This window comes from Novosphingobium sp. ERW19 (assembly GCF_012641315.1).
Lineage (GTDB): Bacteria > Pseudomonadota > Alphaproteobacteria > Sphingomonadales > Sphingomonadaceae > Novosphingobium.
In genome coordinates this window covers 31631-54944 of record NZ_JABAIC010000017.1, presented here as the reverse complement: position 1 = coordinate 54944, position 23314 = coordinate 31631, and the positions used below count along the sequence as shown (strand labels likewise).

The 23314-nt window shown below is 63.1% G+C and carries 12 protein-coding genes; 1 reads left to right on the top strand and 11 read right to left on the bottom strand.

Annotation, left to right across the window (positions count from 1 at the left end; translation table 11 throughout):
• From HGI46_RS20770 to HGI46_RS20720, 11 genes are all read right to left on the bottom strand, one after another.
• A partial coding sequence (locus HGI46_RS20770; protein WP_168905699.1) for a hypothetical protein occupies positions 1–7359 on the bottom strand: 7359 nt, incomplete at its 3' end.
• A gap of 131 nt (positions 7360–7490) precedes the next feature.
• A complete protein-coding gene (locus tag HGI46_RS20765; RefSeq protein ID WP_206065871.1) occupies positions 7491–9233 on the bottom strand; it encodes a ShlB/FhaC/HecB family hemolysin secretion/activation protein in 1743 nt (580 codons plus the stop codon).
• 245 nt (positions 9234–9478) lie between these two features.
• On the bottom strand, positions 9479–10246 hold the full coding sequence (locus tag HGI46_RS20760) for a hypothetical protein (protein ID WP_168905697.1): 768 nt from the start codon (positions 10244–10246) through the stop codon (positions 9479–9481).
• Positions 10247–10249: 3 nt separating this feature from the next.
• Positions 10250–11017, bottom strand: a complete 768-nt coding sequence (locus HGI46_RS20755) for a hypothetical protein (RefSeq protein WP_118074148.1) — start codon at positions 11015–11017, stop codon at positions 10250–10252.
• Positions 11004–13049: an adenylate/guanylate cyclase domain-containing protein gene (locus HGI46_RS20750; RefSeq protein ID WP_168905696.1), complete on the bottom strand. Its 2046-nt coding sequence runs from the start codon at positions 13047–13049 to the stop codon at positions 11004–11006. Before HGI46_RS20750 ends, HGI46_RS20755 begins: the two co-directional genes overlap by 14 nt.
• Before the next feature lie 3 nt (positions 13050–13052).
• Positions 13053–16220 (bottom strand): CHAT domain-containing tetratricopeptide repeat protein, encoded by a 3168-nt coding sequence (locus HGI46_RS20745; protein WP_168905695.1) that lies wholly within the window; start codon positions 16218–16220, stop codon positions 13053–13055.
• Positions 16221–16390: 170 nt separating this feature from the next.
• The gene (locus HGI46_RS20740) at positions 16391–17062 is read right to left on the bottom strand and encodes a nitroreductase (RefSeq protein ID WP_168905694.1); all 672 of its coding nucleotides are present in this window, start codon (positions 17060–17062) and stop codon (positions 16391–16393) included.
• Positions 17063–17070: 8 nt separating this feature from the next.
• The gene (locus tag HGI46_RS20735; protein ID WP_346766788.1) at positions 17071–17742 is read right to left on the bottom strand and encodes a nitroreductase; all 672 of its coding nucleotides are present in this window, start codon (positions 17740–17742) and stop codon (positions 17071–17073) included.
• Positions 17743–17785: 43 nt separating this feature from the next.
• A complete protein-coding gene (gene cobT, locus HGI46_RS20730; RefSeq protein ID WP_168905693.1) occupies positions 17786–19600 on the bottom strand; it encodes a cobaltochelatase subunit CobT in 1815 nt (604 codons plus the stop codon).
• Between the two features lie 27 nt (positions 19601–19627).
• Positions 19628–20281 (bottom strand): fructose-6-phosphate aldolase, encoded by a 654-nt coding sequence (gene fsa, locus HGI46_RS20725; protein ID WP_168905692.1) that lies wholly within the window; start codon positions 20279–20281, stop codon positions 19628–19630.
• A gap of 94 nt (positions 20282–20375) precedes the next feature.
• The gene (locus tag HGI46_RS20720; RefSeq protein WP_168905691.1) at positions 20376–21059 is read right to left on the bottom strand and encodes a DUF4197 domain-containing protein; all 684 of its coding nucleotides are present in this window, start codon (positions 21057–21059) and stop codon (positions 20376–20378) included.
• A 70-nt stretch (positions 21060–21129) separates the two neighbouring features.
• Between HGI46_RS20720 and HGI46_RS20715 the strand changes: the two genes are divergently transcribed.
• Positions 21130–23295 carry a primosomal protein N' gene (locus HGI46_RS20715; protein ID WP_168905690.1) on the top strand — a complete coding sequence of 722 codons (2166 nt, stop codon included), beginning with the start codon at positions 21130–21132 and terminating at the stop codon, positions 23293–23295.
• Positions 23296–23314: the final 19 nt, after the last annotated feature.

The following is a 23314-nucleotide window of genomic DNA, read 5'->3' as shown; positions in this document are numbered from 1 at the left end:
GCCTGCCGATTGCAGGCTCGTCGCCGTGAGGCTGGCTGCGGTAAAGTCGAGCGTGGTTCCGGCGATGGCCGAGCCCAGCGTCGCCGTGCCGCTGACATTGCCCGCGATCAGGCCATCGGCGCTGAGCGTCGCGGCATCGAGCGTGCCCGCAGTGAGCGTCAGATCGCCGCCTGCGCTGTAACCGGTGACACCGGCAAGGCCGCTCACCGTCGCATCGAGATTGCCCAGCGCGGCCAGCGACGTGCCGCTGGCGCTCGCGGCCTGAAGCGCAAGGTCGGTGCCTGCGCTTGCCGTGGCCACCGCATAGGTCCCGCCGAGCAGAGCGGTCAAGCTGGTGCCCGCGACAATGCTGCTGCCGGCAAGATCGCCGCCTTCGAGGCTCACCAGACCACCGGCATCGAGCGTGGTGAAGTCGAGCGTGCCGAACCCAGCCGAGGCATTGCCCCCCGACGTCACCGCACCAGTCAGCACCGCGCCGTTGGTCACGGTGAGCGCGAGATCGCCGCCAACGTCGAGCGCGCCTGCCTGCAGGCTGTCGGCGCCGAGCGTCATCGTCGTGCCCGCAGTGGCCGAGGCCAGCGTCAACGCGCCGGTCGCGGTCACGGTGATGCCGGCGCCCGCATCGAGCGTGCCGCCGGTGATCGTCCCGCCTGCGAGCGTGATGCTGCCGTCCGCAGCGATCGCATCGAACGTCAGCAGCGCCGGGTCGATGAATACCGAGCCACCGGTTGACGTGACGGAACCCAGGATCGCTTCATTTACGATCGTGATCGACAGATCGCCCGCCGACTCAAGCTGGTCGGCAACAAGGTCATCGCCGGTGATGGAAAGCAGGCCACCTGCACTCGCACTCGTGCCTTCGATTGACGGCGCATCGATCGACAGATCACCGCCGACCACAAGATCGCCGAACGTGACGGCGGTGCCACCAGTGAGGGACAGGTTGCCGACGTCGGACGCCGTACCCACATGAAGCGAAGTTGCCGCATCAAAAGTGCCGTCAAAGCCAGCCAATGAGAGGGAGCCGATGCGGATTTCGGCCGTGGCTGAAACTGCGCTGGTTGCGCCGAGCGAGAGAGTGCCCGTGCGTAGCGCGCCGGCAGCAGCAAAGCTCTCCTCGGTTTCGCCGCCGACTGCGACTGCCGAAGTCAGCTCACGTGCCGCAACGAGAGAGGTGGCATCGATGTCACCTCCGATCGCGAGTCCGATGTCGCTGACCGTCGCTTCGATATTCCCGGAGCCCGACAGGTTGGCAGCGGCTGTCAGGCTGATGAAGCCCCCTTGCAGCGATGAACCGCCAAGGACAGCGATGCCACCTTCCTCGGACGTGATCGAAAGGCCATCGACCGCTGTAATCTGCGCTGAAACCTCGGGACCGCCGATGGTTATGTCACTGGTCGCGTAAAGCACGACGGACTTGCCTGATATCGCGCCGTTGGAGCGTATATCGAAGGCCTTGAAGTCTCCGTCACCGATGCTGACGAAGTCAGCGGAGTTGACGTCTCCGATGCAGATCGCGCCCTCGAGGCAATCCGCATCAAGCGTATCGCCATCGGTTCGGCGGATCGACGATGCCGATATTGCTCCGGTGACATCCGCGCGGAACGATGCTCCCGCAAAGCTGGCCAGACGAGCATCGATGGCAGCGCCGGAAATCTCGACGCCGCCTGTGCCAGCATCTATTGCCGAACCTGCCCCGATCGACAGCGTAGCGATGTTGGAGGGCACGAGGCTGTAATCGATCCGCTGGCCGCCCGCTGCAAAAATCACGCGTTCGGGGACCGACGATGGCCCGGTGTTGGCGAGGAAGCTGTTGTTGCCGCCAATCCGGATATCATTACCGGACCGGACGCCAACGCCCGCTCCGGCTGTGAAGGCGGTGCCATCCAGAGTCAGAACGGTTCCGCCGCTGTTGAGATCGAGACTGCCCGAAGCGTCGAAGCGGCCGCCGCCCGAAGCCTCGCCAAGGGTCAGCAAGCCATCGACGTAAAAGTAATCTCCATCGAGCACCGCACCAGCTTCGGCGATGACATTTGCGCCCGAGATGTTGCGGATCGTGGCATCGTTTCCGGCTCGTACCGCGACGTTGCCATTCGAATAGTATCCGCTGCCGGCATCGCCGGTGATGTTCCCGCCCGCGTAGACTTCGAGATTGCCCAGACCTGCCAGTTCGGCCGGACCGGAAAGGCTGAAATCGCCAGACGCTTCCAAACCGAGACTGCCGCTGGCCTCGACTGGGCGGCAGGCCGCCGTAGTGCAGCCATTGCTGACGATTCCGATCGAACCGAACGACAGAAGGTTTATCGTGCGGGCCGAGAAGCGGCCATCGCCCTCGCCACTTACCGCGATACCGGTATCACTCAGCACACGCGCAGTATCCGCGGTCAGCGAAGCGCCATCGGAGAGGGTGATGGCGATGTTGCCGCCAGAAGCCAGCGTCAGGTCAGCATCGACCGCAATTGCGCCGGCGGTGACGGAAATACCGATCGTCGGATCGAGATTTGCAGGAAAACCAGACGCTTCACCCCTGAAGCTGCCAAAATGCAGACCGCCGCCAGCCGCAGTCGCCGAGTTTGACAGCGATATGCTGCCAGGTATCGTGTTGAAGCCGAAGCCGAGATCGACGAACAATTGCTTGCTCGTGACGTCTGCGATTACGGCGCCAGCCGTTACTTGCCCGAGGCCACCGTCGATATCGTCGCTCGCCGAGAACGCGATCGTTCCGCCCGCAGACGCAACGGTAGTTGAGGTGCCACGAATACCCGCACCGCCTGGCCCATTGCCCCCCAGTCCAGCCAGGTTTCTGAACTGCGTGGTGCCAACCGCCGAAGCAGCAAGGTCGCCGAACCCGAGCTTTCCGCCTTCCGCTCGGATGGAAATAGCTCCACCGACCCCGGACTGGGCGAGGCCGGTATTGCCGCCATTGCCACCCGCGACTCCAGTTTCGCTCGCCGAGGCACCGTTGCCGCCTGCACCGCCTGTGCCGCCGACGCCGCTTGCGGTGAGGGTCGTGCCGCCGAACAATCCCAGTGAAGCTTCGCCAAGCCGATTGGCCGAAAGCGCGATGGTGCCCCCCGAACCTGCCCCCGCAGCGCCGCCACTCCCGCCGGAACCTCCGCTCGATCCGGTTGCATCGACGCCTCGCCCACCGTTGCCGCCAAAGCCCGAAGTCGAAATCGCCAGTCCGCCATCGGCCTCGGCGATTGCGATCGAGCCTCCGAGGTCAGCGAGCAGACTGAATGCACCACCAAAACCATCACCGCCCGCGCTGCCAGCCGTCCCATCGCCTGAGGCCGTAGATCCGGCTCCATCAGCACCGGCGCCGCCAGTGCCGTCGACGGTTGCCGTCAAGCTGCCGAAAGAAATGCTCGAATTGGCGCCCGTCGAATTGAGAGCAATCAGGCCCCCGCTGCCGCGGCCGCCCGTGCCGCCGATCGAGGGGCCGGGCGTACCGCTGCTGCTGCCATCCACGCGGCCACCACCGGCACCGCCCAGACCGCTGGCGATCAGGGCCAGACCATCGAATGCAAGGCTGCCGCCACCGGATGCCGTAGCGGTGATGGCGCCTCCTGAACCGTCAGCCCCATTGCCGCCGTTGCCTTGGGCGACGCCGCCGACCAGCGCAGAGTTTCCACCAAGCCCGCCATTTCCGGCTCGACCGGATGCCTCGATCGCGGGGCCTGAAACCGTGAGCGTGCCAAGGTTTGCCGCCGCGAACGCAACTTCCCCGCCTATGGCCAAGCCGCCGGCTCCGCCATTACCTGCGGTGGCGGTGTCGGCCCCGCCATTGCCGCCGTTTCCACCGACGCCTGCCGCAGACAATGCGGCACCGGTTATGGTCAGTTTTGCACCGAGTCCGTCGGAAACAACCTCGACCACGCCACCGATGCCCGCACCGCCTCGTCCGCCATTGCCTCCGGATTTCCCATCGCCACCATCGCTCCCCCTGCCCTCGGCAGTTATGGTGAGATCGCCGAGTGCTGTCGTGCCGGCGGCAACCAGAAGACGGCCAGTGCCGCCAGTACCATTGCCACCGGTACCCCCGTTGGTGCCAGTTTCGCTGATGGCACCGATACCGTCGGCGGATACCGTAACGGTGCGGAGATCGCCGAGAGATGTGGAAGCGCCGAAATCTGCAGCGATTTCGAATGTTGCCGTGCCGCCGGTACCGCTGCCGCCACTTCCGCCAAAGAAGGCATCCTCGGCATCGTTAATGAAGTTTCCGGCGCGTCCGCCACTACCGGTCGCATCGACTCCGATGATGCCGGCATCGAACACACCAGAGAGATATCGGAGCGTAGCAGTTCCGCCGACCCCGTCTCCTCCGGAACCGGAGTACTGGGGAGTACCGGACCCATAGGAGTAACCGCCAAGCCCGCCGCTGCCGGTAGCCCTTACCTGGACCTGTAGCGGGACATCGCGAGACGGCACAGTCGCGGACAAGGAGCCGCCATCGATCGTGACGAGCGCCACCCCGCCGGTGCCGAGCCCGCCCCTTCCCGGCTGTAGCGTTCCACCGAATTCGTAACCGCCATTCCCGAAGTAACTGATACCGCCGAAAATCGGGTCCGAGATCGGCGTGTTGCCATTGGCCTCGACCAGGAGGGAATCCGTGCGGATCGTTCCGGAAGTGATGGTTGCCGATGCTTCACCGCCAGTGCCAGCCCCGCCAACGCCGCCGTCAATGTCGAAATCCGCGAACGCCCCGTCGCCACCGTAACCCGATGCCGTGACAGTAATATCGGGTACAGAAACCAATCCACCCGTGACGTTCAGCGCTGCCGAACCACCGAGACCGAGGCCACCGGCACCCGGCCCCCCGCCAGCCGCGTTCTGGCCATTGCCACCTTCACCGGTTGCGCTGACGACGAGCGTGCTCGCCGCAAATGTGCCATCCGCAATGGCGAATGTTGCGGTTCCACCAATTCCGCTCGCGCCATCTCCGACCTGCGAGCCGAAGCTGGTCCGGAAGGATTCAAACGCCGCCCCGCCTTGGCCGAGACTGGACACAGTGACCTGCGAACCGGTGAACGACGCCGTCTTGCCAGACTGGGTGAACGATACATCCCCTCCTGTCCCGACACCGGAGAGGCCCGCGATGTCGCCTCTTCGGCCCGCGCTACCCGTCGAACGCAACGACAGGTCGCCAGAATAGGATGAATCGGAAAGGGTTAAGCCAACGGCGCCACCTGTACCGCTGCCACCATCGAAGCCACTTCCCCCGCTTGCCTGCGAGCGCAGATATGTGCCGAATTTCGATGTTGCCGAAGAGCCATTGCGCAAGATTGCCGTGACAGCGCCGGATTGGCTATCTACGCCGCTCTCGTAGGAGCTCGCATCAGAGGACAGGCTCAGGTATCCTGCATTGAGCGTGCTGGCATCGCTCACGAAAGAGACATTGGCTGAACGCTGTGTTCCCGATGCATAACTCCCGCTCGCCGACAGATAGACACTCGCGTCAAGGGTATCGAGTTGGGAGTTGTTGGTGAGGTTTAGCGATACCGTGTTGGGGTTGATCAGATCGCCGTAAGCACTCGATCCGAGAGAGACGGGACCGAGGAGAGTGCCGTTGTTGGTGACAAGCCCGGTCCCTGCATTGGCATTGTCCAACGACAGTGACACGTTACCGAGCGAGACAACGCCGCCATCGCTGGCCGAGGCATAGTTCGACACGTAGATCGAACCGGTCTGGAACCGCGTCGGGATATCGGAAAAACTGACGGATACTGCGCCCGCAGTGGCATCAAGTGGCGACTGGTCGCTAACGGAATAGGTGATCGCATCCGAATAAAGCGAGAGTGAACGGGACGAATAAGTCCCCCCGGACACTGACAGAGATACTTCACCAGATGTGGCATTGCCGCCGCTGACCGGCTGCTGACGGCTGAAAAAGCCGTGGCTGGCGGCAGACGAGATGGTGAGATCGCCGAAGGAGACACTGTTGCTGGTTGAACCGGCGGGCGCGGAAACCACGATCTTCGCTGATCCCGAAGTAGCGCTCCCAGTCGAGATGGCGCCGAGCCCGGATGTTGCGTCGCTCAGCAAGGAAGTCGAAGTCGCGAAGACACTGCCGTTGATGACAGTCAGCGAGACATTGCCGGCGACCGCGTCGTCACCCAAGGAATCCGGCAGCAATGCATCGCCGTTCGACGGGTCGGTCTGGATCGCCCCGGTTGCGGTGGACGCGAGGCTCAGGCCTCCGCTTACGAAGAGACCGCCATCTCCGGCAACAGACACCGCCACGTTGCCAGCCTTGGCGCCATTCGCCGAAGTCAGCGACAGATCGCCCTCGACAGATATGGACCTGTCGTTGTCAATCGTGGCGGAAAGATCGCCGCGCGCGTCGAATGCCGCGCTGCCATTGACGACCGTCGACGCCGTGGTCGCGTCAATGGCAATGCCACCACTGGCGCTACCAAGCAGCGAAGTGGCGAATCCCTTGGATCCGATCGTCAGGTTCGAGATGGCAAGGGAAGCATCGTCGCCCACGACAGCATTCGGATCGACGCGGCCTGATGCAACATTATACCCTGCCGAGAGTACGACCGAACCGTCTACCACAGCGGCGGTCGTCGCACTGTCATATCCCATCCGCCCGGAGACAATGGCAGTCATCGCCTGGTTCTTGGGAACGGCTACGAGGTAGACACCATGGTTGCTGTCGGTAGAGGAGCTGTTTGCCGCCCACGTCGTGCTGCCGGTATGGGAGACACCCGTATCGTCAGCCGACCCACTGTCGACAACGATGTCGAACAGCCCATTGTTGATCGTCAAGGTCGCCGCTTCTGCGGCAACGAAGGCGGCGGAACCGTTCACCTTGATCGTGCCAGCCTGGTCAACCCGCGGTGCGACAAGGGCAACGTAGCTGCTGTTGAACAGCGTCGCATTGATCTGCGCGCCCGACTGGATCGAGACCGACGATTTTGGATCGAGGGCAGAACCGAAGCGTATCTCGTTCTTGTCGCCGTAAAGACGAGTGCCACCAGATGTCGCCGGGTCGACGGTGATCGGCAGCGACGTGAGGATCAGGCTGCCGACATTGAAGACACCCTTCGACCCGACCACCCAACCGCCGGCATTGTAGAACCAGATCCTGCCAAGCGGATCTGACGAGACTGTTCCGGATATCGACAGTGGACCGGTTGTAGCTGTGTCCGTGACACGATTGAGTACGGTGAAGGGCGTGCCGGTGTCGGCATTGAACCGCAAGGTCATGCCCTCGGGCAGGAACTCGCCGGTCGGGCTGTTGATCGCCCAGTCAATCAACGCCTCGTTCGCGCTGACGAAGATGGTATCGGTATTCGTGCCGTTGAAGACGGGAGCGCTCGCGCCGAACTGGACCGTTGCCGTCCCCTGCACCGCCTGCGCCCTCACCTGTGAGGGTGCCGTGGCAAGAGCGAGGGATGCAGCCCCGCATGAAATTCCGCACAAAAGCCGGGCCAGTGAAACCTTGCGAGACTTATGCATCGGGCTTGTAAGCGTACGGGCCATCACAGCCTCCACGGCAGGAGCTGGAACGAAAGATTGAGCATGAAACGGGCCTTGCCCTTGACGTCCAATCCAAGCGGATCGTGCAATGGCACAGCCACGCCGGCATCGAGGCGAATGGAGTCCTTGATCGCGGCCCGCAGGCCGCCGCCGACAGAAATCACCTTCTGCGGATCGAGCCCGTCGAACGCGGCGTCATTGTTCCACACCCATGCCGCGTCGGCAAAGGCGTAAGGCTGGAAAGCACTGCCACCGGCAACCTTGGGCAAGAGCGATCCCAAGCGGATTTCACCGCGCACGCCAACGCCGCTGTCCCCGATCACTGCGCCCGGATCATATCCTCTGCCGACGGTGTAGTTACCGCCGGAAAACTCCTCGTAGGAGAGGAGCTTGTCGGGCGAGTATTGCGCACGGGGCTGAATGCTGAGCGTGACCTTGCGCACCGGACGATAATCGAAAACTCCAGAGGCTCGCAGGACAAAGCCCTTTGCAGTGCCCTCAATCCGGCTCGGCGTGACCTTTCCGAAGCCACGGCAACTGGGCGCATTGGCACCGACGCAGCCCTTGGTGGCGTCGAGGACGTCAAGCCCATGTCGAGCTTCGAGGGTCAGTCCCCATGACCAGTGTGGCTCGAACGGCGTGAAGCCGTTGCGGCCGGTCAGGCTCGGTCGGCTGATCCCGTTGGCATCGGTTCTGGCGTAGATTACCCGCAAGCGATCGCGGTTCAGCGGAATGCTGCCGAAGTCGAGATCCTGGTTGGATATCTGTCCCCCCGCGGCAATCGACAGGTTGTATGCCTGCGACCGTATGAGCGGAAAGCTGCCTTCCAGCGATGCCGACAATGTCCTCGAATGGAAATCGGCCCGCGTGTCCGTCACCGTCGGATTGGTCCAACCGTAGGTGAAGTCCCCGCGAAGAGCGAAGCCTTCCCCGCCAAGGCGCATTTCGTGGCCGAGTTGCAGCACTTTCTGCTCATGAAGGTCGGTGGTGGCAAAGAAGCTGGCTGTGGTGGAATCGCCCAGCCCGGTCAGCCCGTTGAATTGCACCCTGGCGAGACCGCTGTACCGACCGACTGCGTGAGAACCGTAGTTCTGCAGTCCGAGTTCAGCGTAGACTGGTACCCTCCTTACGGAAACCTCGCCAACGACTTCGCCCGGTGATCCTTCGAGCGGGCGAAGCGCCAGGCGTACATCCATGCCAGGCAGGTCCTTGGCCAGCAGCAGGTAACGCTCTGCGCGACGGGTGTTGAATACCGGGTCTCTGGTAAGCTTCTGGAGATACCTGAGGAGCGCCTGTTCCGACCGCCCCACATCACCTTTGACCTGTACCCGCTTGAGATGGGCAAGGAGCACATCCAGCCGGATCGTTCCTCCATCGATTTTCTGCGGCGGTACCTGCACCGCGGCGAGATATCCGGCCTGCCGCAGCCTGGTTGCGGCGCGATCGCGAATTTCGCAGATCACCGATACCGGCTGCTCCATTCCGACGAACTCGGCGTAGCTATCCGCCAGGTCGAAGCCCGGAAGATCCTGCATGCCGGTAAAGTTGACGGCCGAAAGCTTGAAGCGGATCCCGGCGAAATCAGGAGCAGCGAGAGGGCATGGCGCGCGTTCGACTTCGGACGTGTCGACCGTGACCGGGCCACTCCGATTGAGCGTTCCTTCTGCCACGCCACGCTGAATTTCTTCGCGCGTAGGAGGCTGGACGTTGCCCGGAGTGACCGACTGGGCGAGCGCCGCGCTCACCGAAAGAGACAGGGTCAGAAGGGGAAACAGGCCTGCCGCAGCCGTCCCGCGAAGCCTGAAAAACCGGGCTTTGTCTCGGAAACCAACTGGTATCGTGCCCCCGAGGAAGGGCAAAACAGCAACAGGATCGGCCATTTGAGTCGAATCTCCACAGGCGCGACCCGTGATGACTTAACTTGTTGGCCCGGTAAGGCTCTGTAACGTTGGGAATGACCTGTGGTGGAGAATCACCCTAAGTAGTTCCACTATGGATGTTGCTCTTGTATGTCCGGTTCTGCAAGTGTTGCCGCAAGCCAATCGAATTGCGCTTTGCAACCGTTGTCCAGCAACAGCGTGCCCAACGAGGCCGCATCGGCTGGAACGTCCTCAGGTTCGAGCATGACGATCCGGAACTCCGCCGCCTTGTCCGGCGCCGTTTCATCATAGATGCGGTAAGTGCGCCCTTCCTGCGGGGCGAGCATGGTCTTGGGCCAGGCGATGCCCACGGTCTTGGGCGGCCATTGCATACGCACCATCTCGCCGCCCGCACTTTCGGTAAGCCAGGTAAAGCTTCGAGCCTTGGCTTCCTCTCGCCACAGATAAAGGTCGCTGCCACGGGGAACGCAGACGTTCCCGCCCTCGCTAGTGTCTGCCAGCCAGATGCTTACAGGCAGTACGTTTTCACCCGAGGTATCCCCGGCGCCGCGCACGGCCCCCGCCCTGACCGATGCAGGATTGCTGAGGGACCGCGCCAGAAGCGCCGCCGCACTGCGATCACGGTTCACTGCATTGTCGAGTGTGAAGGTGCCCACACCCTTGAGTACCCTCGTTCCGGCCTTGTCCAGAACAGTAACCACGTCGCCGGCTTTCAGCACGACCTGTGCATTCGCCGGGAGCCGCTTGCCCTTTGGGTACGAAGCGGCAGACGGACCGGTCGATCGTACGACAACGGCCTGTGCGAAGGCGCCGCTCGTCATTGTCGAAAGTGCTGAGGCAACAGCAATGCTGAACATGACCAGTCCCTTGCGGCGCATTGTTCAGCCTCCGGCCTGGGTTGATTGCGCAAGGTTCGCAAGAAGATCGAGCTGCGCATTGCAGCCCTTGTCCGCCATGGCCCCTGCCACCTCAAGTTCGTCAGTCGGCACGTTGGTCATGACCACGGTGCGGATCTTTACCGGCGCGCCCACAGCATTGCTGAAAGTGTAGGTCTGCCCGTCGACGACGGGCACGCTGGCGGCCGGCCAGACCTTGAGCGCGCTTCCGGCACGCCAGGTTACATCCGCGGAGCTTCCGTCCTGCGAAAGCAGCTTGCCCGTGCCTTCCTCAACCTTTTCAGGACGCCAGAGCACGACAGTTGCAGGGTCGGCAATGCAATAGGTTCCGCCCTTGCTCACATCGATATACCAGACGTTCTCCGGGCCGGTCGGGGTAGCCAATGCCGGAGCGCTGGCAGCGCCACGGACAGCCCCTGTGCGCGTGCGCGAGGCGCCGCCGCGGGCCATCATTGCCGCGAGTTGCGTGCCTGCTGCGGCATCGCGGTTGACTTCGCCGTTGAGTGCGAAAGTTCCGGGACCGTTGAGAACCCGGGTCCCAGCCTTGTCGAGAACCGTTACATGGTCGCCGGACTTGAGGACGACCGACGCTCCTGCGGGCAACTTGCGCCCCTGCGGATAGGCTCCTGCCGAAGGTCCGGTCGAACGGACCACAACCGATTGCGCCATGGCATGGCCTGCCAGTGCAAGCCCGGCAATGGCCGACGCGCCCGCCACGAAGGCGCGCAACTGCTTGCCATCAACCAAGAACATAACTCTCTCCCTTGTGCGTTTGCCGCAACCTCTGGATCAAATTCATCATCGCGTCATCATCATGGACCGATTCGAGAATTGTGTCTGTGAGAGCTTTCACACGTTCCGCGTCTCCCTGCGCGTGCGCCTCGACCGCCGCGATTGCAAGCCCGCGCTGGTCCTCGGCCATGTCTGGAACCGGTTCGAAGATTTCAACAGGCGTCTTACGCCCCCGCAGCGTCACAGCCCCCATGGGACGGAACCAGTCAAGCCCGGACCGCTCGGCTGCTTCCCGGCTGACGAGCACGCGCGTATCCAGCGGCTTGTTGGCGCCCTCAAGCCGGGCAGCAGTGTTCATGGCATCGCCAAGAGCGGTGTACTGTATCCGCCCTTCCCCCCCGAAATTGCCGACGACCGCTTCGCCATAATGTACCCCCACGCGGGTTCGTCCGATCTTGGGCACGCCTTCAGGCACCGACTTGCGAAACTCTTCGCCAGCGAGGTACATCGCCCATGCCGCCTTCACCGCGCGCTCACCGTCATCGGGGTAGGCAATCGGGGCGCCCCAGAAGGCGACCACGGCATCGCCGACGAACTTGTCGAGCGTGCCGCCATACTCCAGTACCACGGCACTGAGCCGGTCGAGATAGTCGTTCAGCAAGCGCGCGATCATTTCCGGCTCGACTGCATGCGTCAGCTTGGTAAAGCCTTCTAGGTCACTGAAAAGGCAGAATATCTCGCGCTTTTCTCCGTGCAGCGAGAGGCGGTCCGGATTGCGCATAATCTCTGATGCAACCGATCGAGGCAGGTATTTGCCAAGTGCGCCCTGCGCGAACTCACGCTGCGCTGCGTTGATGGCACGCAAGCCTGAACTGATGGCGGTATAGGCTATCAGCCAGCCAATCAGCCAGCCTGTCGCCGGCAGGTCCAGCGTGTCAAAGCCCGCCCGCTCCACAAGGAACGGCACCGCCAGGAACAGCGAAAACTGCGCAAGCACACCGATTGCCAAGACCCAGGTGCGGGTCTGGATCATGGCGGTGGCAGCGCCCAGCGCGACGGCGAGGATACCAGCCAGGATCTTCAGCCCCATCGCGGGCCGCTGCTTCCAAGCCTTGTCCAGCAGTTGCGCAAGCATCGATGCGTGGACTTCGACGCCAATCATGCGGGTTTCGCCGGTCACGGGATTCCCGGTGCGGGTAAAGGGCGTATCGAACTGGTCAAAATCCGAAAAGTCCCCGCCAATCAGGACGTAGCGCCCCTTGATTGCGTCCGCGACCAAGGGCGCCGTTTCAGGATCGGCCACAAGATCGATCGGGATCTTATCGAACACTGGCCGGTCGCTCGCCGAGGGCACTCGATAGCGGATCGGTCCCGTAAAACTGGCGAAGCGCGGATCGGCATCGGCACTGCCTTGCGTCAGGGCGATCGACAGCAAAGGCGGCAACCCCGAATATTGCCGAGGCCAGCGGCGGGCAACACCGTCCGTATCTGTCTCAAGCAGGATCGAGGCGGGCTTGGTCATAGCCCCGCCTGCACTTTGCATGAAGGCGCGCAGGTCCTGCTCCTGCTCGTAGGTGATGGCCTCCGGATTAGTGCGGTTGTCAGCAAAGGCCAGAAAGACAGGCGTTTTCATTGCCTTGAGCGACGCCCTCAAGAGGTCATCATCATCCTGCGGGCTGTCGAACAGGACGTCGATACCGATGCCCTTCGCTCCCAGTTGGTCGATCTGCCCCAGTGCTTTGGCGAGGATCGTCCGGTCGACCGGAGAAATTTGTCCCGTCGCCCGATTTGTATCGGCCGTGTAGACGACCAGCGTGATACGCTTGTCGGTATCGGTCGGTGGGGCGAAATTGGCTGCACGCAAATCGTACAGCGCCGCTTCCGCATCACGCAAAAGCGGCAGCCGCCAACTGTTCAGGGCAATGAACAGGGCCAACGCCAGCAGGATGAGCGCTACGAAACTGCGCTGCCAGCCAAGCTGCGACAGGCTGCGCCGCGCCGTCCTGCCAATCTCGCGCGGTCCTTCACTGACCACACGCGGCTCTTTGGCCATGCCTTAAATTCCCTCCCTTACCCGTGAAGGCGCCACGGCCGAACTTCCCCCGATGGCAACCATCCGCGCGCCCTGAGACACGAGCGGCCGGGCTCCGTCTCCGATAACCGCAAAGCCGGCCCAATAATAAGGGTGAGATGTATCGACATCGGACATGAGCGCCTGCTGCGCCTTGAGCAGGGCCTCTCCGGAGGCCGTGCCGGGCGCAGCGGCAAACAGGCCGTTGATCAATCGCGCGGTGGCGTCGAAGTCGTCGGGCGCTGGCCAATGGCTGGCAAGGACGGATCGGCTTCCGGCACCGATGAACGCGCGGACCAGTCCTTCCAGCGCTGACCCGCCACCCGTGGCAAGGCCCGTCTCGCGCGTGGCAATCACGTCCGCTTCACCCGCCGTATCGCAGGCCGAAAGGATGACCATGTCAGCGTCGAGCTTCAGATCGAATATCTCGGCAAAGCTGAGCAGGCCATCCGACCCCTGCGCGCCGAATGAGGTGACAAGCGCTGGCCGTGCCGCGCACGACGGCTGTGGCGGGGTAACGAGGCCATGCGTTGCAAAATGAAGAATGCGGAAATTGTCGAGGTCGCCCCGCGCCTTGATCGCCGTGTCCGAAAATGCCGAACCGACCATCAGATCAGTCCCCTGCCCGGAAAGCAGCATCCGGGCCTTGAGAAGCTCGGCCTCGGAGATGGGCCTGCTCCACGTCGTCAACGGCCAGTCGCAATCGCTGCCTGCGGCCCCATCGCCCCCCCTCACTCTCGAACCGACTTGCCCGCTCGATGCTACAACCGCAGCATTTCGGCCCATGCCGAGATAGGCCTCGTGCGCCTTCGAAGCAGGCTGCTTACGGGCATCCATGAAGGACCGTGCAGACACCGCAGTGGAAACAAGCTTGTCCTTTGCAAGCCATTGAACAGCCCGTAGATCGAAGGGATCGCCGGCCGGGCTTTCGGCTTGCTTTAGGTATTCCTGTGCCGAACCTTCGTCGGCAATCAGCACATTTATCGGCAATTTCAGCATCGCCCCGTCTGGTTCGAAGATCAGATGCCGGGCTGCCTGCAGGTCCGATGCGACAGGACCAAACAAGGCCTTGTAGACGGCTACTGCCTCTTTTGCCGCAAAAGTGCCGGTTACATATTGCTTGCCATCGAAGCGCGAGATCGAGTCACGGACCGCCTTGACCGACGATTCCAATTCCGCCGCAGTGATGGGCGCCCGATAGCCAACGGCCTTGTCCTTGTTCGCAAAGAACACGAACACATCAGGACCTAGAACAGCCATCTTGGCGTAGGCCTCGTTCGGAGCGAGGCCTTCCTGAAGCTCCTTCTGACCAATTACACGCTGCGTCACAACGCGATAGCGGGCATAGTTGGCAAGTTCGATGACGGTTGCCTGTTCCTGCGCTTCGAGTTCGCTGACCCGTTTTGCAGCATCGGCAATCTCGTCTGTCCGGGCCGACGCATCATCCAGCCGTTGCAAGGCCGCATAGGTCATGCGGGCGCGTTCCACGGCGCGCGTCAGACTGTTGGATTGCCGGAACAGCCGTGCGGCCTCGTCGCTGCCGCCTGACAGTTCGCGCGAAAGCACGGCCTGCGTTTCGGCAACGCCCGGACGCACCAGCACTTGAGATGCCTGGAAGAAGGCATCGCTCGTTCCCGCATCCCCATTCATTCGCGTGGCAAGCAGATCAAAATAGGGAGCCATCTGCCGAGACAGGCCGGAAAGACCATTCTCGCGCTCGACCGAACGGGCCACGACCTGGCGGTAAAGCGGCTCTGCTTCCGAAGGGCGCCCGCGACGCACGAGGAAAGCCGCCAGCCTAGCCTGGGCCGCTGCCATGCTGCGGGTTTCCGGATATTGTACGCCGACAATCTCGAGCGCAGAACGCAACAGCGCTTCTGCGTCAGACATCCGCCCCTCGTCTTCAGCAATCGTGGCAAGCTCGTTCAACACTTGCGCACGCATGCGCACGATCGAGACAACGCGGCCATTGCGCACTGCCAAAGCCCGTGCCTGCGCTTGCTCCAACGCAGTACGAGCCTCGGCCTTCCGCCCGATTAGACGCAATGCCGTGCCGCGCAACTGGAGGCTCTGTGCATCGAGGATCGTCGCGCGTTCATCATCTGTCAGCCGCAGATCGTCGACCAGTCCCATCGCATTGGCCGTCAGGTCCGAAGCGTTGATGCGTCGCGAGACCGATGGCGTAAGTTCCATGGTGTCGCGCAAGCTATCCGCACCCATCGCGCTGGTCTGGCGCAGGGGCTGTCCCAGCCGCTCAAGTGCCTGAGCGTAGCGCTCCTGGTTGAGAAGGTGGATTGCCTCGTAATTGCGGCGCAGCCGCTCCACCACACCGCTGCCGGCAGGCATGGCGCCAGCCTCTGCAAACAGGCGGTCGGCTTCGGCGAACTGGCCAAGATTGGAACGTTGCAGCCCAGCGTTCACCAGGAACTCGACTCGGTCGATCGGCACATCGCCCGTCGACGCCTGCCGCTGGTCGAGCGTCTCGAAGTAGGCCGCAGCCTCGGCGTAATCGCCCGAATTGTTACGGCGATAGCCTTCTGCCAGCGCCGTTGCCGGATCAAGCGTCAGAGCCTGGATCCGGGCATAGGCTTCGGTGTCGTTTATCGAGGTCATGGCGATCTCGATCGGCTCGTCGATCAGGCGATCGGCATAGATCGAGCGCAGAGCCAGGTCGAGCGCACCGTGGTAGGCGGAAAAGCCCTCCACCACGAAGGTTGTATTGCCCCTCGCCACGCTCACCACTTCGTAGGCCAGATCAGGATCGTTCCAGCGGCAATCCATCCGCATGCGCCCGGCAACTGAAGCGCGGCCTGCATCTTGGCAGGTGACTTTCTGGCGACGCCGATCCGCAAGGCGGGCCAGTTCGTCATCCTGTCCGTGCCGCAGCGCAAAGACATATCCGACCGGCAGGGCCGAATCCCGGCAGACGATGGCCCATGTCCTGTCCAGGGGCGACCGGTTGGCCTGATCCGTCGTGCGTGACTGGACCTGGCAGAGCGCCTTGCTGCCACCCGATCCGAGCGGGAAACTGTCGCGCAGGAGCAGCGATTCCTCAGCCGCCACTGCGTGCCCAACCGAAGGGCCGCACACCAACGCAAGCGCAGCAACGCCCGTCGCCAGTCTGATTCCGAAGCTCGCCAGTCGGTTACGCATCGCCTGCTCCCTCAGCCCGACCTCCACGATCCACGTGAACGCCAAGACCATTGCATCGAATAACTGCGTATCCCGAAGACTCTTGTGCCCTTTGCCACAGCATAGGCGCGTCAACCCGGCAATGCCAAGTGATACCCCGACGATGTGTGACAAAATGTCGCCGTCAGGCGTCAGAAGCCCTCAAAAGTAACAGCCTCTTCCAGCGCCGCGCGAGGTACTTCAAAACAATTTATGGCTGCGTCCTCATCGCGATAGCCGATCGCAAGCCCGCAGAAAAATACGTGGTCGTCGGGGATGGCGACGCATTCCCGGACTTGCTTCTGGTAAACGGCCCACGCTTCCTGCGCGCAGGAATCAAGCCCTGCCTCTCGCAGCAGAAGCATGACCGTCTGCAGCCACATTCCGATGTCAGACCACTGCGGCGGTCCCATGTAGCGTGGTGTATGGACCAGCATGAGCGCCGGGGCACCGAAGCCTTGGAAGTTGTGCATGAACTGCGCCAGGCGCCCGCGCTTGTCGTCCCGCTCGATACCAATCGCGGCGTACATCGCCTCGCCAACACCGAAGCGCCGCGCTTCGTATGCACCATCAAGCTCTGGCGGATAGATGGCGTATTCGGGCGCATGCGCATTGCGGCCGAGTGGTATGACGGCTCCTACGGTCTCGACCAGCCGGACGAGCGGCTCACCCGAAATGACGTGGGCATTCCATGGCTGGACGTTGCCACCCGATGGAGCCCTCTGAGCCTTCGTGAGGACACTGCGCAAGAGATCGAGCGGGACAGGATCCGAGCGGAAGCGGCGCACCGATCGCCGCGTCAGCACTGCGTCGGTTACATCCATGGAGCCACTCAGAAGCCAAGGAACCGTACGTTGCCGTCAACCGGTTCGCGCTCGCGACTGAAGCCGTTCACGGGATTGCCTTCATCGCGATAGCCAATGGCGATGCCACAGAAGAAAATGTGGGTTTCATCAGAAACGCCAATGAACTCCTTGATAAGCCTTGCATACATCGAGAGAAATTCCTGAGGACAGGAATCAAGCCCCTCTTCGCGCAGAAGCAGCATGAACGTCTGCAGCCACATCCCGACATCGGACCACTGCGGTGGCCCCATGCGACGGTCGAAGTAGCACAGCAGCACGGCCGGAGCGCCGAAAGACGTGGCATTGTTGCGAACGAAGTCAGCCCTTGCATCCGCATCGGCGCGTCCCACGCCCATCGCCTGATACATGGCAGCGCCCACCGCATGAAGGCGCGCCTTGCATTCAGGGATGACCTCGGGGTCCGACCACGAATACTCGATCGGATCCTGCATCGGTGACGACAACATCTTTGCCTGCAACTCGGCAAGCGGTGCGCCTGTCACGATGGTCGCTTCCCAAGGCTGAAAGTTGCACCCCGACGGCGCCCAGCGCGCCTTGTCCATCACGCGACGCAGGGTTTCAAGCGGCACGGGATCGGGCTTGAACGCCCGGATGGAACGACGGGAGAGAACGGCCTCGCTGACTGTCATGGTGCTCATGCCGGATTAACTGCCCGGTTAAACAAGCGTCGTCAAGCTGGACCTACTCGTCCTCGAATAGATCCGCCAACTGTTCGATGATCGTGCCGCCGAGCTGCTCCGCGTCCATGATTGTCACCGCGCGGCGATAATAGCGGGTCACGTCATGGCCGATGCCGATGGCGACAAGCTGCACTGGCGACTGTTTCTCGATCCAGTCGATCACCTTGCGCAGGTGCTGCTCCAGATAACCGGCGTTGTTTACCGAAAGGGTCGAATCATCGACCGGCGCGCCGTCGGAAATGACCATCAGGATGCGACGATCTTCGGGCCTGGAGAGAAGCCGCGTGTGTGCCCAGAGCAGCGCCTCGCCGTCGATGTTTTCCTTGAGCAGGCCTTCGCGCATCATCAGGCCGAGGTTCTTGCGCGCGCGGCGCCAAGGCTCGTCGGCCTTCTTGTAAACGATATGGCGCAAATCGTTGAGGCGGCCGGGTTGGGAAGGTTTGCCACCGGCCAGCCAGGCCTCGCGGCTCTGCCCGCCCTTCCATGCGCGGGTGGTGAAGCCGAGCACTTCAGTCTTCACGCCGCAGCGCTCAAGCGTGCGCGCGAGAATGTCGGCGCTGATCGCAGCGATCGAGATCGGGCGACCGCGCATAGAGCCAGAGTTGTCGATCAGCAGCGTGACAATCGTGTCCTTGAACTCGACGTCGCGCTCAATCTTGTAGGACAGCGAATGCCCGGGCGAAATCACCACGCGGGCAAGGCGCGCGGCATCGAGCAGGCCCTCTTCCTGGTCGAAGTCCCACGAGCGGTTCTGCTGCGCCATGAGGCGGCGCTGCAGCCGGTTGGCGAGGCGCGTGACCACGCCCTGCAGGCCCTTGAGCTGCGTATCGAGATAGGCACGCAGCCGCGTCAGTTCTTCCTCGTCGCACAAGTCCGTGGCCGAAACGACCTCGTCGAACTGCGTTGTGTAGCTCTTGTAGTCGAAGTTTTCTGGCAGGTCGGTCCATGGACGGTTCGGGCGCGTGGGCAGCATGCCCTCTTCGCCTTCGTCGGCCATGTCGGAGTCGGCGGCATCGTCGTCCTGCTCGATTTCCTGCTCGGACTCCGAATCCTCGTCGCCTTCGCTGGTATCGCCCGCAACTTCGGAGGGCTGCTGCTCCTGATCGTCGGAGTTCGAAGGCTCTTCCTCGCCCTCGTCCTCCTGATCTTCGCCCTCGTCTTCCTGCGTATCCTCGTCCTGTTCGGACGCGGACTGCGTGAGGTCGAGATGCTGCAGCATGTCGAGCGCGAGTTGCTGGAATGCCCGCTGGTTGTCGAGCGAAAGGGCAAGGCCTTCGATGTCCTCGCCGACCTTGCTCTCGATCCAGCTGCGCACCATTGCCATGCCGGTATCGGTCGACGCGGGTGATTCCTGCCCGGTCAGCTTCTCGCGCAGGAGCAGCGCCAGCGCGGTCGGCAGCGGCACGTCCTCGGGCTTGGCGGCGCGACTGATCGGATCCGAGGCCATGCGCATGGCCAGCGCTGCACCGAGATTGTCGCGCATCCCGGCATAGGCGTTCGCACCCAGCGCCTCGTAGCGGACCTGCTCGACCGCATCGTAGCACGCGCGCGCCAGCGCTTCGGTCGGTGCATTGCGGCCATGCAGGCCAGCGTTGTGATGCCGCAGCCGCAGCGCCATCGAATCCGCGTGGCCGCGCGCTTCGGCCACCTGCTCTGCCGGAAGCGAACGCCCCGGCATCGGCACACGCATCGACTGCCCGGACTGGACCGGCGCATCAGCCGTCCACGCCACCTCGACCTCGGGATCGAGCGAGATCGCCCGCGCGGTGCCGGTCAGCACCGAGCGGAAACGGTCGAGGGGAGTTTCGTCAGCCAATGCGCAAATGCCTGTGAGTCAGATGGATCAGCCGATCTTCTGGCCGGTCTTCGCCCAGTCCGCAAGGAAGCCTTCGATGCCCTTGTCCGTAAGGACATGTTTGAACAGGCCCTTGATCACGGCGGGCGGCGCAGTGATCACGTCGGCACCGATGCGTGCGCTTTCCAGAACGTGGACGCCGTGGCGGATCGACGCGACAAGGATTTCGGTCTCGAATGCGTAGTTATCATAGATCAGGCGGATGTCGCGGATCAGGTCCATGCCATCGAAACCGTTGTCGTCATGACGGCCGACAAACGGCGAGATGAAGGTTGCGCCGGCCTTGGCTGCCAGCAGCGCCTGGTTGGCCGAGAAGCACAGCGTCACGTTGACCTTGGTGCCGTCGTTGGTCAGCGCCTTGCAGGTCTTGAGTCCGTCGATGGTCAGCGGCACCTTGATGCAGACGTTGTCGGCGATCTTCCGCAGGATCTCGGCTTCACGCATCATGCCTTCGTGGTCCAGAGCCACGACTTCAGCCGAGACCGGACCATCGACCAGACCGCAGATTTCGCGGGTCACTTCGATGAAGTCCTTGCCAGCCTTGGCAATCAGGGTCGGGTTGGTGGTCACGCCATCGAGAAGGCCGGTGGCGGCGAGGTCGGCGATTTCGGCGGTATCGGCAGTGTCGACGAAGAACTTCATGGGACGAGGCCTTCCAGCAGGGAGGAGTGATTCCCCCGTGCCTATAAGGAAAGCCTCGGCCAATGTCAGTGCCTGCGCGCGGGAATTTGTCAGACTACTTCAGGCCAAAAGCGGCTATCAGTACCGGATCGTTGGTCGAACGGGGGTCCGAACGGATGGCGGCCTCTTCCCGGCCGATCGCGCGGAAGATCGCATTGTCCGCCTCGTAAGCCAGCGAGTTTGCGATGCCGCCGACGTCCACACCGGTCAGCGCGCCCAGCACCTGCCCCAACAGTGGGTCACGGCTCACCCGGATCGCATCGCCGAATTCGGGCACCATGATCTCGACAAGGCTGGTCCCCATCTCCTGGTGTAGGAACGCCGTCGCCCCCATAGGGTCGCTGCCGCGCAGCAGCGCCAGAGCATTGCGAATGCCGATCGTGCGGACGGCGTCTGTCACCGCAGGCGCTGCGCGTTCCGCCGCGTCATAGGCCATGTCGTTGAACGCGCGCTGCAGACGGTCCCTGACGATCGGCCCGGTCAGAATTCGCGCGAGAACGCTGCCACGGTTGCCGATGGCCTCTGGCAGCGCAAGCCGCGTCACCTGATCGTCCCAGAACCCGCCCGGTGCCAGCAAGCGCGCGAAGGCCCGATCGGTCGACAGGAACAGCAAACGTCGCACCGCCTCTTCCAACGAGAACTGCGGATAGCTCGCGCAGCCGGCAACGGAAAGCACGGCAGCTGACGTCATGCCGCCAAGCAGGACCCGGCGGTTCAGGATGGTGGAAGCCTGCGACATGTTTTTCTCCTCAATTCCTTTGCGCCCGGGCTTTGCCGGTTGCGATGCAGCCCCATATAGACCGGCGAACATGAACCGCGTCCGATGCCTCGTCTTCAATTCCGCGCTCGGCCCGCTGGATTATCGCGTGCCCGCCGGTATGGACGTGGAACCGGGCAGCGTCGTCATTGCACCGCTGGGGCCGCGGCAGATCATCGGCGTGGTCTGGGAAGCGGAACGGCTGCCGGGAACCGAAGTTCCGGATGCCAAGCTGCGCCCTCTGCTTCAGGTCCTCCCTGTCCCCCCCCTGCCCGCACCATTGCGGCGCCTGATCGAGTGGACCGCCGACTATTACGTCGCGCCGCTTGCAGCAGTGGCGCGCATGGCGCTTTCCAGCACGGCCGCGCTGCAGGGCGGCGGCACCGTCACCGAATATCGCCTGACCGGCCGCGAGCCGGAACGCATGACGCCCCAGCGTCTCATCGCTCTGGACCTGTTGCAGGACCAGCAGGCAACGATCCGCGAACTGTCGGAAATCGCCGGCGTCTCCGATGGCGTGCTACGCGGCATGGTCAATGCCGGGCTGCTTGAACCGGTGGTGGTCGATTCTGACCGGCCTTATCCGCCTGCCGACGCCGGTTTCGCCGCGCCTGACTTGTCGGATGAACAAGCGGAAGTCGCTGCCCGCTTTGTCGCGGCGGTCAATGCACATGACTTCCATCCGTTTCTGCTCGACGGCGTGACGGGCTCGGGCAAGACGGAAACCTATTTCGAAGCGGTCGCAGCCGCGATCGAGCAAGGGCGGCAGGTCCTCGTGCTCCTTCCGGAAATCGCGCTTACCGAGACTTTCCTGAAGCGCTTCGAAGCGCGCTTCGGGGTGCCGCCGGTTACATGGCACTCTTCGCTCAAGTCGTCGGAACGGCGGCGCGCATGGCGGGCCGTGGCAGCCGGAACGGCGCAAGTGGTTGTCGGTGCACGCAGCGCGCTGTTCCTGCCCTTCGCCCAACTCGGGCTGATCGTCGTCGACGAAGCGCACGAGATCTCGTTCAAGCAGGACGACGGGGTGCGCTACAATGCCCGCGACGTGGCAGTGATGCGCGCGCATTTCGAGAAGGTGCCAGTTATCCTCGCCAGCGCCACGCCGGCGCTGGAAAGCTTGCAGATGGCCGAAGCTGGCCGCTATGAGCGCGTGGTCCTGCCTGCGCGCTTCGGCGGAGCAACGATGCCTGACATCCAGATCGTCGACCTGCGCGAACAACAGCCCGAGCGCGGACACTGGATTGCGCCACCGTTGGTGGAGGCGCTGAAGAATCGGCTCGACAAGGGCGAACAGTCACTGCTGTTCCTTAACCGACGCGGCTATGCTCCGCTTACCTTGTGCCGGACTTGCGGTTATCGTTTCCAGTGCCCGAACTGCTCCGCCTGGCTGGTCGAGCACCGCCTCTCGCGCCGCCTCGCCTGCCACCACTGCGGACATGAGATCCCGCCGCCCGATGCCTGCCCCGAATGCAGCGAGCCCGATTGCCTTGTCGCTTGCGGCCCGGGCGTGGAGCGCATCGCTGATGAAGTCGCCGCGATCCTGCCTGAAGCACGGGTCGCGCTGGTCACCTCCGACACGCTGACCAGCCCTGCCAAGGCCGCCGAGTTCGTCGAGATGGCAAGCAACAAGGCGATCGACGTGATTGTCGGCACCCAGCTCGTCACCAAGGGCTATCACTTTCCCGAGCTTACGCTGGTCGGAGTGATCGACGCCGATATGGGTCTCGAGGGCGGCGATCTTCGCGCGGCCGAACGCACCTATCAGCAGGTCGCGCAGGTTGCGGGCCGCGCCGGCCGTGGCGAAAAACCTGGCGAGGTGCTAATCCAGACCCGGCACCCCGAAGCCCCGGTAATCGAGGCCCTGGCCAGCGGAGACCGTGACGCCTTCTATGCCGCCGAAGCCGAAGCCCGGCGTGATGCCGGAGCGCCGCCTTTCGGTCGTTGGGCGGCAATAATCGTCTCCAGCGAGGACGAAGCCGAAGCGCGCGACGCTGCAAGGGGCATCGGAGGTTCCGCTCCGCGCCTTGACGATGTGCTGATCCTTGGCCCCGCACCCGCCCCACTATCGCTGCTGCGGGGCCGCTATCGCTATCGTCTGCTCATCAACGCTCGCCGTTCCACCGAACTGCAGCGGGTAATCCGCGATTGGCTCGACCCGCTGCGCTTCCCGCCGGGCGTGCGTGTCGCCGTTGATATCGATCCCTACAGCTTTGTCTGACCCTTAGGGTCAGGTTGAA